This is a genomic window from Thalassospira sp. MCCC 1A01148, assembly GCF_001613795.1.
In the GTDB taxonomy this organism is placed as follows: Bacteria; Pseudomonadota; Alphaproteobacteria; order Rhodospirillales; family Thalassospiraceae; genus Thalassospira.
In genome coordinates, this window is the sequence record NZ_LPVZ01000009.1 from 1 (window position 1) to 12,981 (window position 12,981).

11 protein-coding genes are annotated in these 12,981 nt (G+C 53.9%); all 11 read left to right on the forward strand.

What is annotated here, in order from left to right; translation table 11 throughout:
• On the forward strand, positions 1-203 hold a 203-nt coding region (locus AUQ43_RS20495; protein WP_232310563.1), incomplete at its 5' end, for a hypothetical protein.
• A gap of 254 nt (positions 204-457) precedes the next feature.
• Positions 458-1,801 (forward strand): flagellin, encoded by a 1,344-nt coding sequence (locus AUQ43_RS02590; protein WP_084271965.1) that lies wholly within the window; start codon positions 458-460, stop codon positions 1,799-1,801.
• Positions 1,802-1,894: 93 nt separating this feature from the next.
• Positions 1,895-2,260 carry a flagellar protein FlaG gene (locus AUQ43_RS02595; protein ID WP_062954081.1) on the forward strand — a complete coding sequence of 122 codons (366 nt, stop codon included), beginning with the start codon at positions 1,895-1,897 and terminating at the stop codon, positions 2,258-2,260.
• A gap of 101 nt (positions 2,261-2,361) precedes the next feature.
• Positions 2,362-4,131: a flagellar filament capping protein FliD gene (gene fliD / locus AUQ43_RS02600; protein WP_062954082.1), complete on the forward strand. Its 1,770-nt coding sequence runs from the start codon at positions 2,362-2,364 to the stop codon at positions 4,129-4,131.
• Between the two features lie 57 nt (positions 4,132-4,188).
• On the forward strand, positions 4,189-4,701 hold the full coding sequence (gene fliS, locus AUQ43_RS02605) for a flagellar export chaperone FliS (protein ID WP_062954083.1): 513 nt from the start codon (positions 4,189-4,191) through the stop codon (positions 4,699-4,701).
• A 260-nt stretch (positions 4,702-4,961) separates the two neighbouring features.
• Entirely contained in the window at positions 4,962-6,593 is a 1,632-nt protein-coding gene (locus AUQ43_RS02610; RefSeq protein ID WP_084271966.1) for a flagellar hook-length control protein FliK, read from the forward strand.
• A gap of 21 nt (positions 6,594-6,614) precedes the next feature.
• Complete coding sequence (locus tag AUQ43_RS02615) at positions 6,615-7,391, forward strand: flagellar hook assembly protein FlgD (protein ID WP_062954085.1); 777 nt, start codon at positions 6,615-6,617, stop codon at positions 7,389-7,391.
• A gap of 49 nt (positions 7,392-7,440) precedes the next feature.
• The gene (locus AUQ43_RS02620) at positions 7,441-9,186 is read left to right on the forward strand and encodes a flagellar hook protein FlgE (RefSeq protein WP_062954086.1); all 1,746 of its coding nucleotides are present in this window, start codon (positions 7,441-7,443) and stop codon (positions 9,184-9,186) included.
• 354 nt (positions 9,187-9,540) lie between these two features.
• Positions 9,541-11,145, forward strand: coding sequence for a flagellar basal-body MS-ring/collar protein FliF (fliF, locus tag AUQ43_RS02625; RefSeq protein WP_062954087.1), 1,605 nt, complete (start codon positions 9,541-9,543; stop codon positions 11,143-11,145).
• A gap of 79 nt (positions 11,146-11,224) precedes the next feature.
• On the forward strand, positions 11,225-12,613 hold the full coding sequence (locus AUQ43_RS02630; RefSeq protein ID WP_062954088.1) for a FliH/SctL family protein: 1,389 nt from the start codon (positions 11,225-11,227) through the stop codon (positions 12,611-12,613).
• Positions 12,606-12,968 carry a flagellar motor switch protein FliN gene (fliN, locus tag AUQ43_RS02635; protein ID WP_062954089.1) on the forward strand — a complete coding sequence of 121 codons (363 nt, stop codon included), beginning with the start codon at positions 12,606-12,608 and terminating at the stop codon, positions 12,966-12,968. The genes AUQ43_RS02630 and fliN overlap by 8 nt, the downstream gene beginning before the upstream one ends.
• Positions 12,969-12,981: the final 13 nt, after the last annotated feature.

Consider the following 12,981-nt stretch of genomic DNA (forward strand, 5'->3'; position numbering starts at 1 on the left):
CCGCAGAACCTGCTGCGTCTGCTCCAGTAATCTGGAAACGCTTACAATCTTTCAAAAAAGGGCGACCTTCGGGTCGCCCTTTTTTTCGTATCTTCGATAAGCGCACTTGGCTGCTTGCCGATTTCCTCCTCGGCCAACACCTTACTAAAATTTTTGGATTTATACATCTGGATAGTTGCCTTACCTGCAACCCATCTCCTTGAAGGAGTCGGATTCGTTTACAAAATATTAAGGGCATCGGCAAAACTGGGCACTTCCGCCATAAATAACCATTTGTTTTTAATGGATAAATCCCAAAATCTTTTTTCTCTAGACATAAATCTAACCTAAAAGTATATTACACCATACCTGTATTACACTTTTCACCCCTAGGTTATGGGATGAAAAAACTCTGGCAAGTGTGCCGGGTCACGGATAACAAGATGTTGTCCAGAGCTATCCATGTAGGAGATGCGTCATGGCTCTTAATATTATTTCGAATTATGCTGCGAACGTCGCGCACCGTAACTTGTCTGCTTCTGACGAAATGGCGACCCGGTCGCTGTCGAAGCTGTCTTCGGGTACGCGCGTGGTTTCTGCACGTGATGACGCAGCTTCCATGGCAATCGGTGCACGCCTGAACGCGACCACCGAGGCCCTCAAGACAGCTTCCGTGAACGTTGGTCAGGCCAACTCGATGCTCCAGATCGCTGATGGCGGTATGGCAACGATAGACAACATACTTGTCCGTATGAAAACACTGTCGGTTCAGGCATCGTCGGGCAACCTTTCAGACACCGAACGCGGCTTCCTCAATGATGAGTTCGTGCAGCTGCGCGATGAAATTGACCGCATTGCATCCTCCACCAACTTCAACGGCATTCAACTGCTTGGTGATGGCGGTGATGTCGCACTGCAATTTGGTGACTTGGCTGCTGGCCAGCAGGGCGAAGCACTTGTCCCGGTGAACGGCTTTGATACTTTCGGCATCACCGACAACAACTATTGGGCGACCGATACCGATACGGATCTCACCGATAACAGTTTTGAAGTAAACATCAACTATGGCGTGGGCGATCAGGTCATCATGACCGTCACCAGCACCATTGATGGCACTGTTGACCGCACCCAGTCGATCGACGTTTCCGACTACGCAACCGATGGCACCACCGCAATCAGTGCGGGCGAAAACGCGACCCTGAACTTCGATGAACTTGGGCTGACCTTTACGGTCAACTCCAACTTCTCGGCATCGGTCTCGGCAATTGAAGCCGACAACACCGGCGCTTCTGACTTCGGTACCGACACAACCTTCGGCACGAGCGGCCTTGACTCTGCTGCTGGTAACGTTGTCACCATGGCGGCTGACAACGGGCAGGCTTTACAGAACTCCATTGAATTCCAGGTTGGCGCCGGAAACACGTCGAATGACCGCCTTGCAATCTCATTGAACTCTGTTGACTCTGATACACTTGGCGCAGGTGCCTTGGGCACTCAGGACTCTTTGCAGAGTCTGGGCGCCAATGCGATCAGCACGTCTGCTAACGCCCAAAGTGCTGTCGAGGTTGTCACTCGTGCGATTGATGACCTGCAGCGGGCACGCGCGACAGTTGGCACCTACCAGAACCGACTGGACTTTGCTGGTCAGAACCTTGCTTCCACGCAAGAAAACACTGAATCAGCTCGTTCTACCCTGCTTGACCTTGACGTCGCGGCCGAAATGACCGCCTTCACCTCCAAGCAGATCCTGGTTCAGTCTGGTGTCGCGATGCTTGCGCAGGCAAACCAGATGCCGCAGAACCTGCTGCGCTTGCTGCAGTAATCTATCTTTTGTCCCTGGGCACCGATGATAGGTACCCGTCTTTTTCAAGTTTCATCCTGCTGTTACAGGATGGCGGCTTTAAGGAGCTGAAAAATGGAAGTCGTAAACAACTATAGTGCGCCAAGCAGTTCGGGTGGCAACACCCAGTCTGCGCCGGCTGCACCAGCAGCCCCGGCAGCAAGAGCTGAAGCGGGCTTCGCAGCAGCGAAACCGGAAACCAAGGCATCCGCAGTACCGCAGAAAATGCAGGATGCTCTGGCCAGTATTGATCTGCCGGACCTTGCAAACGGCACGGCACGCGTTGAATTGAACTTCAATCAGGATACTGGTCGCGTTGTTGCAAAAGTTACCGACCGCGTAAGCGGTGATGTCTTGCGCGAACTGCCGTCAAAGGAACTTCAGCAGCTGTTCTCACAGATGCGCGAATATCTCGGCAGTTTCGTCGACGAAGAAATTTAACCCAGCGAGTGGGCGCGCATAGGCATGGTTCTTGCTGATCGGTTTGACAAGAGATACCGGTAGCAGGCAAAATCAGCCGGGAGCACCCAAGGAGCTAACCAATGAGCAGTCTGAATTTAAATAATATCTATGTTGGGGATAACGGTCGCGTCCAGCTATCTGGCGGTTCGTCCAACATCGATTTCGTCGACACCGTCGACCAGATGATTGCTGCCCGTCGTATTCCTGCTGACAACCTTGAAAGACGGGTTGAGGCCAACGACGAGAAAATTGCTGCGCTGAAAGAGCTGCAGACACTTGTTGGTACGCTCAAAGACTCGATGTCCAACCTTTATGGCGCAACGAGCTTCGACAACTCGCGAAATATCTTTGAAGCCAAACAGATTTTTGCATCCTCTGACGGATCCGAGGCAGGTACTTTGATGGGTGTCACTGCGTCAAACGCAGCTGAGACCGGAAGCTACGCCTTCGAGATCAACCAGGTCGCAAGCCGACACAAACTTTCAAGTGATACCCAGGCTGTCGCGGCAAGCGCCGACATTACAGGGATCACCGGAACAGGCACCTTTACCGTGGCTGGCGGGGCAGGCAGTTCGACGGTTACTGTGGCAGCAGGCGATACGCTTCAGGATATTCGTGACAAGATCAACAATATCAAAGACGCGACCGGCGTTCAGGCATCGGTCGTCAAGGTTTCGGATACTGAAAGTACGCTGATCCTGACCTCGACAGACGAAGGCGAAGACAACCGTATGTCGTTCAGTGACGATAGCGGCAACGTTCTGCAAAGCCTTGGCGTCCTGACAGATGCGACGACAATCAATGCAACCAATGTCATTGACGTTGGCAACAATGCAAGCATTGAACTTGACGGGATCACCGTGACCCGTGGGTCAAACGAGTTTTCTGATCTGATTGATGGTCTCAATATCAGTTTGTATGACGCCGAACCGGGAACACAAATCACGATTGATATCGAACAGGACCTCAATCAGGCGAAGACAGCCATTCTTGATTTCGTCGATGCCTACAACGCGGTCCAGACCTTCATCAACGAGAAGACTTTCGTTGACCCGACCACCGGTGAAGCATCCGAAGACGCCATTTTGCTCGGAAACACGTCCGTCAAAAGCATTGAGTCCGCTCTGCAACAGATTGCCGGTTCGTTTGCAAACGGGGTCACTGACCGGGCTGATCAGACTGACTATTCGGTTTTGGCAGAAATCGGCCTGGACTTTGTTGCCTATGGGGCGAACGAAGATCCGTTGCTAAGCAAAACCATTGATCTTGACGAAGCTGCGCTCAATGAAGCTTTGCTTAACGAGCCGGAAGAAGTCATGGAACTGTTCCTGTTCCGCGGCAAATCGGACAACTCCGATATAACGATGACCGGCTTTGACAGCAAAACCAACGCAGCGACCTATGAGTTCAACATTGATGCGTCTGGTGGCACAATCAATAGTGTAACATATGACATCACGGTTGATGGCGTGACCACCACCGGAAAAAACGCGGTTGTTTCTGGCAACAGCATCAAAACCGCTGACGGTTTGCGACTGTTTTATAGTGGTGATGGTAATGCTGCCGACACCGCAACAGTAACAACCAGCGTCGGCATTGGCGCACAGTTCTACTTCGAACTGGATACAATTCTGGACGAAGAAGAAGGGACTTTGACCCAGGCGATCTCTGAACTGGAGACCCAAAGCACGTCTTACGAAGAAAAAGTTGACCGTATTGACGAACGTCTCGCACGGCAGCGAGAAGTCCTTATGGATCAGTTCATTGCAATGGAATCAGCCCTTGCACGCATGAAGAACATCCAGAGTTCTCTCGACGAATTGATGGCTGCAGGAAAAGATAAAGGTTAACTTTTGTCTGCCATACATGCACACTGAACACACGCGTAGTATACCAAGGAGTGTCGCATGAACGAACACGCCGCCCATACATACAAGCAACAACAGGTCAACACAGCCACACCTGCAAAAATGGTGTTTATGCTGTTTGAAAAGACTTTGTCGCGCTTGCAGGAGGCGCAAAACGCGATTGAGCGGAATGACATTCAGGGTCGCTGCAATGCCAATTGCAGTGCGCAAGAATTGATTGCCCATTTGGCCAACACCCTGGACATGGAGCAAGGTGGCGAGATCGCTGCGAACCTCGAACGGCTCTATACGCACTGCATGATCCGCTTGATGGATGTGGATCGCAAAAACGATCCCAATGCCGCAGCAGAGGTTATCAAACTTCTCACACCACTTCGGGATTCTTGGGCTGAGCTTTCTGAAAAAAGCGAAGGCGAATTGCGTCAGGCAGTGATGACGGCCCAAAAGGATCGTCCTGCCCTTCCCAATGAAGCGGCACAAACATCTGCAAGCGCAACGGATGAAGCTGAAAAACCGGCACCGGCAAAATCCGGGCTGTCAATTTCGGCCTAAGCCAAGACGCCTTACTTATTCGACTGACAGAATTAGGCCTCCGGCATCGCCGGGGGCCTTTTTGCATTTCCCCTGTTTCCTTCCCACCAGAATGCCACCGGATCAATTTTTCCCTGCTACACACCTGTTTTTGACCGCGGCAAAATATGCCTCCAGAACCGAAGCACCCTAACCTACTGAAAATATGTAGAAAACGTTAATCTCAAAACTGGCCCGTCACTTGCAACTGTTCTGACACTGCTTCCATAAGGACCAAGGTCATGAACAGCTCTGCGATTACAAACAGCGTGATGCCAACAGTCTCCGTACCCGGCGCAAACCCGAGCGAACGCAAGGGGTCCGGCTTTAGTGACATCATGGCATCGGTCACAGACAACTGGTCTGAGCAAAGCCATCTGGTCAAATACGACGCGGCAAAATCTGCCCAGAACGATATCGACGACCATCGCGCTGAAATGAGTGCGCGCAGATCCGCACGTGAAGATCAGGATCTTGACGATGCGCCAACCGCCGACCGTCGGGAAGACGATCCGGTCCGTGCTTCGCGTGATGATCATGAAGACCACGCCAGAATTGACGACCCCAAATCCGATGAACCGCATGATGCCGACGCGGATCATCCTGACGACGATGCATCTGATAATATGCAAAGCGCGGACACCGCTGATCGCGGCAATGACGAAGGTGACGCTTCGGATCAAGGCGATACTCGTTCGTCAGATGAAACCAAGTCGGCCACCTCCGAAGAGGAAGCCGGAACCAATGCGGATAAAACCGACAACGCAGCCGTCACCCCTGGCATGGTTGATCCAAACCAGCCTGCACAGGCAGCTCCACTCCCTGGCTCGCCCGAGGCACTTGAGTTAGCCAAGGCAAAGGCAGCTGATGTGAAGACGAATGCCGCGAGCGGTGTAACATCTGGCCAGAACCCGGCACAGGCTGGTGGTCAGAATGTTGCTGCCAATGGCACCACTACAGCAGACAAGACAACTGACGGGCTATTGAACTCAACAGCCCTGTCGCAGCCCGCAGCAGCAGGATCGGCCAAGATTGCCCTTAATGGCGCAGATACCGGCACCGGTGATGAACTAACATCTGACAAATTCCTGTCGCGTGTCGTTGATGCGATGAGCGGCGAGGGAAAAGGTAAAAGCGATGCCAACGGCACCGTAAATGCCACGACCTCTGCTCAAACCAACAATGGCGGTCAACAGGCCGCGACAACCAACCCGGCACAAACTGCCCAGGCAGCACAGCAGGCAATGGCAGCTGCGTCAAATGCCCAGAACCCGCAAAACAGTGCAACCGCACAGCAGAATGCAGTGACAAACGGTGCGGTCACCGCGACCGGCGGCACTGAAGCCACCGCCACGGCAAATGGACAGCCCGGCAGCACAAATACCCTGCATCAGACCAACACCGGCGGCCAAACCGCACAAACCGCGCGTCAGGCTCCGTCACAGCAGGTACAGCAACAGGTTGCCGTTTCAATCCGAAACGCTGCCAGCGAGGGCGTTGACAAGATCTCGGTCCAACTTCGCCCCGAGCATCTGGGCCGCGTGGATGTCAAAATGGAAATCGGTCAGGACGGCCGCATCCAGGGCGTCATTCAAGCCGACACACGCGAGACCCTCGACATGTTGCGTCAAGACTCCCGTGCTCTTCAACAAGCATTGAAAGACGCTGGACTGAACGCAGACAGTCAAAGCTTCACCTTCGAGCACAGAAATGAAGGTGGCCAGAGTCAGGACGGCAACGGCCAATCTCGTATGACCGCCGATCAGGGCAGCAGCCCCGATGATGGCGATGTCATGAGTGGAACCGAACTCGCCGAACATGTCGCCATTGGCTATGGGATCAATCCCAACGGCCTTGTCGATATCCGGATCTAGGAAAGGTAGAGGGACAATCCCATGACCATTTCATCCCTGACAAATGTTGGTCTGGCGCAGTCAAACAACAATGCCGCGTCAAGTAGCTCTGCCAATCAGCTGGCCCAGAACTTTGATACGTTTCTGACCCTTCTGACAACACAGCTCAAAAACCAGGACCCGACCTCGCCCATGGAAAGTGACAAGTTCACCGACCAGCTGAGCCAGTTCGCCCAGGTTGAGCAAGGCATTCAGAGCAACAAGAACCTCGAAGACCTGCTCGCCATGCAGGGCCAGCAACGCCAGCTTTCTGCACTGTCCTATGTCGGTGCCGAGATCGAAGCAGTTGGTGACACCAACTGGCGCGAAGAGGGCGAAGAGCTCACTTACAAATACAACGTTTCACCGGAAGTTCCGCGTCTGCAATTGCAGATTCAGGATCAGAGCGGTGCGACCATCTACTCTGAAGAACTTACCGATGTTTCCGGCCTTCAGACCTTTACCTGGGATGGCAAGAACAACAACGGGGTCGAACAGGATCCTGGTGCCTATACCCTGGTGGTCAGCCCGATGGCAGCCAACGGAGACAGCTTCCTTGATGAAGACGGTGATCCGGCATCTGTGGCAATCGGTATCGTCGGCACAGTTGACAGTGTCGATATTGATGACAGCGACATTTACCTCCGCATGGGCGATGTCTCTGTACCGTTCTCGACCCTGACCAACGTGAAGTTGGGCGCGAACAGCACAGATACCACCAACGATAACACAGGTACCGGAGATAATTCCGGGACTGAAGAGCAGGAAGAAGCCGCCTAGGGCATTCATCCGGATTTGATTAACAGCCTGTCGAAACAGGAGAAGAAAAATGAGCCTTTTTGGTGCAATGATTTCCGGTGTTTCCGGCCTGAATGCGCAGTCTCAGAACCTGGGCGTCATCTCGGACAACATCTCGAACCTTAATACGATCGGTTACAAGGGAACTATTGGTCGTTTCTCGACCCTGGTGACCGAGGCCGCAACCGACACCCGCTATACACCGGGTGGCGTACGCTTCCACCCGACCGCCCTGATCAGCAAGCAGGGCTTGCTGCAGGCAACCTCGTCGACCACGGCGGCGGCAATTTCGGGCGATGGCTTCTTCATCGTGCGTAACAATGCCAGCCCGGGCACCAATGACGAATTGTTCTTTACCCGCGCTGGTGATTTCAAGCCTGATGATGACGGGTACCTGCGCAACACGGCGGGATACTACGTTCAAGGTTGGGCAACCGACCGCGAGGGTGGCCTGCTTGACGGGGACGGCAACGCCACGACATCAAACAGCTCAGCAGTTACCGACCTTCAGGTTCTTGACATCAACTCGATCCTGACGGCTGCCGCGTCGACCACCAATATCGAATTTGGTGCCAACCTCAACTCGGATGAAACAGCTGTAACGGGCGGAACGGCGACGTCGACCACCACAGGTATCGACTATGATACGACCGACCTGACAACACTTGCCGGCATCAACAACGGTGACCAGTTCTCGATCACCCATGATGGCACGACCACCAACATCACGATTAACACTGGTGATACGCTCGAAGATCTGGCTGCTGCGATCAGTGCAGTAACCGGCATTGACGCAACCACCACCACAACGGGCACCAATGATACCCTGACCTTGACTGGTGCGTTTGCCGATCAGGATGTCGTTATTGCCAACGTCACGGGCACGCCATTAAGTGCGACGGGCATCAACTTTGCCGGTGTCCCGGGTACGCTGTCAGCGACCTACACCGCTGGTAACCTTGCGAGCGGTACGGTTGCCGAAGACAACACCATGCCGGTAACCATTTACGACTCCCTTGGTTCCGCACATACGGTCAACCTGCAGGTTGTCAAACTCGGTCAGAACCGTTGGGGCTTTGAACTTACCGGCAACACAACGACTGGTGAGCTTGATGCCGCAGATCACCCGAATGGTCTGATACAGGCTGGCACGGTCACCTTTGACGGTTCAGGCAACCTTCAAAGCTTTACCGGTGTTGCGGCAACGATCGGGGCAGTTACCGTCGGTACGGCAGGTGATCTGACAGATGCAGATATCTCCGCAGAGTGGACGAATGGTGCGGACGACAGTGAAATCAATCTTGACTTTGGTACCATCGGCCTCGGCAATGGCATTACCCAGTTTGCCGCTGGTTCGGATGCAAACGGTAACCTTGTCGAATACACCACCCACTTCATCAACCAAAACGGCGCACAGGCTGGCACCATGGTGAACTATGCCCTCACCGAAGAAGGTTTCCTGCAGGTGGAATTCGCCAACGGTGTCAAACGTCCAGTTTACAAGCTGGCAATTGCGACATTCGAGGCACCTGATGAAATGGAAAACCACACAGGTAACGTGTACCGCCAGACGCGTGAGTCGGGTGACTATCTGCTCCGTGAGCCTGGCCTGAATGGTGCCGGTAACGTCGTGGCATCCGCTTTGGAAGGCTCGAACGTCGATCTCGGTGAGGAATTCACCAACATGATCGTCACCCAGCGCGCTTACTCGGCGAACACCAAAACCATCACCACGACCGATGAAATGCTCGACGAGCTGATTCGGATCAAACGGTAATTGACATCTGTTTCAGGGCGTTAGCCCGCCTTGAAACACATTGCACCAAAACAGACTCGCCCGGCCACTGTGCCGGGCTTCTTTTTACCCGACTGACTCACTACATTAAGGGCAGAGAAAAGCGGATATTAAATATCCAAATGATTCAAATCACTGGTGAATTTGAATCCATCAACTGGGCAAAAATTGCCGGTTGTTAACCTGTTCTTCAGCATGGAGAACTATTCGTTGTTGATGCTGGTCGCATTCCGCATGGATCGATCCGCACAGGGACAGTGGTAAATTTTCGTTTCGGAGCAGTCGAACGTGGGCGGCTTGTTGCAAACACTAAAAAGTCTTGGACCAACGCGCCTGATGGCTATCAGCGGCGTGGGCGTGTTGCTGCTTGTCTTCTTTGTATTCTTGATCATGCGCGTTTCCGCCCCGAACATGGAACTGCTCTATCGCGATCTGGACCCGGGCGATGCCAGCCAGATTGTCAATCGCCTGGAAGATCAACAAGTCCAGTACCAGCTGCTCAATAACGGCACTGAAATCCTTGTCCCGGCCGACCAGGTCAACCGCATGCGCCTGAGCATGGCGGAAAGCGGCCTGCCGACTGGCGGCTCTGTCGGTTACGAAGTATTTGATAACTCCGATGGTTTCGGCGCGACGAGTTTTGAGCAGAACATTAACCACGTCCGCGCCCTTGAAGGCGAACTGGCCAGAACGATTGCCGCGATCCAGTCGATCCAGCAGGCACGTGTTCATCTGGTTCTGCCCAAACGTCAAATGTTCTCGCGCGAAACGCAGGACGCCAGTGCCTCAATTGCCGTAAAAATGGCGGGCGGTGAACTGAAACCTGAACAAGTCGTTGCAATTCAGCACCTTGTCGCTGCCGCTGTGCCACAACTTGACCCCGGCAAGGTATCGATCATTGATGAACGTGGACGTTTGCTTGCCCGCGGTGACGGCGAACAGCAGTCTTCGACCTTCCTGACGCAGACCGCTGACGAAATGCGCATTCGCACGGAAAGCCGCCTGCGCAATACCATCGAAGATTTGCTGTCACGTTCCCTTGGCTATGGCGAGGTTCGCGCCGAAGTCTCGGTCGAAATGGACTTCAACAAGGTTACGACGGCTGACGAGCGCTTTAACCCTGACGAGCGCGTGATCCGTTCAAGCCAAACGATCGAAGAAAATGCCACCAATTCCGAGACCGAGGGCACCGATCCGGTAACGCTGCAAAACAACCTGCCAGATGCAAACTTTGACGCTGCCAACGGAGCTGGCACCCAAAGTCAGGAAAACCGCACCGAAGAAACCGTCAACTACGAGATTTCCAAAACCACCACCACACAGGTCAAGGAAATCGGCGAAATTTCGCGTGTGACGGTGGCGGTGCTCGTTGATGGCACCTACACCACCGACGAAAATGGCGAGCGCCTGTATCAGGAACGCTCCCCGGAAGACCTCGAGAAGATCGCAGCACTTGTTCGTAGCGCCATCGGCTATGATCCCCAGCGCAGCGATCAGGTCGAAGTCATCAACATGCAGTTCGCCGATACCGACGATCTGTTCCCGGATGAAGAAATCGAGACATTCCTTGGCCTCGACAAGGCTGAAATCTTCCGCATCGCCGAGATGCTGGTCTTGGCAATTGTCGCCATCCTTGTCATCCTGCTGGTGGTCCGCCCTCTGCTGACCCGTGCGTTCGAAACCCTGCCCAGTGCGGCAGACATGGCACAGCGGCAGCTTCTTGCCGAGGACATGAGCGCAGAGGGCACACCGGCCCTTGAAGGTCCGGCGCCGGTTCCGATGGCACCTGGTGGTGCCGACGACGGCGAGGAACTGATCAACCTGTCGCAGGTTGAAGGCCGCGTGAAAGCATCCTCGGTCAAGAAGATCGGCGAGATCGTGGAGAAACATCCGGAAGAAGCTCTCTCGATTATTCGCAACTGGCTGTACCAGGAAAGCTGATGCTCCTGACAGTGATCGGCTCACTGACAGCCGCAGGGCTTCCTCCCTTTTGTTGCACAAGGCGTTTTAGCAGTTTGATATGACGGCCATTGAAAAGTTCACATTCTCATTAAGCTTCGACGATGCCGACAACGTAATCCGTTCGGCAGGCGGCGAGGATGAGCATTACGAACTGGGCAAGAAAAAGAAGAAAAAGAAAGAAGACGAAGCCCCGCCGCCCCCGCCCCCGGTCTATACCGAGGAACAGGGTACCCAAATGGTGGCAGATGCTGAAAAGCGTGGCCACGAACAGGGTTTTGCCGAGGGTCACAAACAGGGATTTGACGAAGCCCACCAGCAAATCATGGCCTCGCTTGAAAAGGCCGTTGGCGATGTGGAATCTGAAATTGCTGAAAAGCTGGCCCAGATTGACGAGCAGCAAAAGCGCGCCAATGCCAAGATCAACGAAGATGCCATTCACGTTGCCCTTGGTATCATTCGCAAACTCGCCCCTGCCTGGTCGAAGCAGTATCAGTTGACCGAGATCGAAGACATTGTCCGGCAATGTCTGGCCAATCTGTTTGATGTTCCGAAAGTCATGATCAAGGTTCATCCTGAACTTGAAAAAGATGTCGGGGCGGCGACAGAACGCATCGCCGTTTCGCGTGGTTTTTCCGGCAAGATCGTCGTTGTTGGGGAACCCGATGTCGCGATGGGCGATTGTCAGGTTTCGTGGGGCGATGGCACAGCAGTGCGCAACAGTTCACGTATCTGGTCCGAGATCAACGAGATCATCGACAATGCGCTGGCCCTACATGCCAGTGACCATGGTCTGGCAGAAAGCGATATGGGCGATCCCGAAGTTCAGGAAAGCCGTATGCCAAAAGACGATCTGGCATCTTCCACACCGGCAGATGAAGGGGCAGATGCAGGCAACGTACCCACCGACCCAACAGAGATGCCAAACAAGTCGGACATGAACCGGGAAGCGACGCCAAATTACCCGCAGCCGACAGAAGCCCCCGAGCCTGCCAACCACCAGACATCTGGTTCGGAGTCACCGGAAAGCTTGCGTAGTCCAGATGCCAATCCCGCTGAACCGACCCAAGGCAATCCGACAGAGGCGGTGAAACACGTCACACCGGACATGCCATCCCCTGCCGGACCAGCCGCACACGGGGCTGCACCCCAAGAAGGCGATGGCACCGACGCGCGGAATATGCAAACATCGCAAGAAGATACAATGGCAAATCCGGCAACCGCAGGTGACACGGCACAAAGACCGGAAACAATCACCGAAGGTCAGGCCGACGACAAGCCTGACACACAAAATAACCATACGACGGCAACCGCGCAAAATCCTGCGAAGCCCGTCAACGCTGGCCCCGAGAATGGGCAGCCGCGCACGCAGGAAAACCCGACGACCACAGCCGGCGAGACGGCTGCTGTGAAGCAACCGACCAAAGACGCAGGAGACGAAAATGGCTGATGATGACGATCTCGAACTCTCGGAACTCGATGACGATCAAATTGAACTTGAGGGCGAAGGAACCGAACTTCTCGCCGCGGCCGAAGCTGGCAGCGAGCAGATGAAGACTTCCAAGGATCTTGAAGCCGTGTACGATATTCCCGTTCAGGTTTCAGCAGTCCTCGGAAAAGCAACCATGCAGGTCAGTCAATTGCTGAAACTTGGTCGTGGTGCTGTCGTAGAGCTTGACCGCAAAGTTGGTGAAGCTATTGATATCTATGTTAACAACCGTCTCGTCGCGCGTGGCGAGGTCGTGGTGGTGGAAGACCGGCTTGGTGTTACCATGACGGAAATCATCAAATCCGAGAAAAGCTAACGTAAGAGAGGAT

Bases quoted from the DNA above. Each gene is read 5' to 3' on its own strand.
- AUQ43_RS02630 (WP_062954088.1), top strand. From the start codon at position 11,225: ATGACGGCCATTGAAAAGTTCACATTCTCATTAAGCTTCGACGATGCC.
- AUQ43_RS02590 (WP_084271965.1), top strand. From the start codon at position 458: ATGGCTCTTAATATTATTTCGAATTATGCTGCGAACGTCGCGCACCGT.
- AUQ43_RS02610 (WP_084271966.1), top strand. From the start codon at position 4,962: ATGAACAGCTCTGCGATTACAAACAGCGTGATGCCAACAGTCTCCGTA.
- fliS (WP_062954083.1), top strand. From the start codon at position 4,189: ATGAACGAACACGCCGCCCATACATACAAGCAACAACAGGTCAACACA.
- fliN (WP_062954089.1), top strand. From the start codon at position 12,606: ATGGCTGATGATGACGATCTCGAACTCTCGGAACTCGATGACGATCAA.
- AUQ43_RS02615 (WP_062954085.1), top strand. From the start codon at position 6,615: ATGACCATTTCATCCCTGACAAATGTTGGTCTGGCGCAGTCAAACAAC.
- fliF (WP_062954087.1), top strand. From the start codon at position 9,541: ATGGCTATCAGCGGCGTGGGCGTGTTGCTGCTTGTCTTCTTTGTATTC.
- fliD (WP_062954082.1), top strand. From the start codon at position 2,362: ATGAGCAGTCTGAATTTAAATAATATCTATGTTGGGGATAACGGTCGC.
- AUQ43_RS02620 (WP_062954086.1), top strand. From the start codon at position 7,441: ATGAGCCTTTTTGGTGCAATGATTTCCGGTGTTTCCGGCCTGAATGCG.
- AUQ43_RS02595 (WP_062954081.1), top strand. From the start codon at position 1,895: ATGGAAGTCGTAAACAACTATAGTGCGCCAAGCAGTTCGGGTGGCAAC.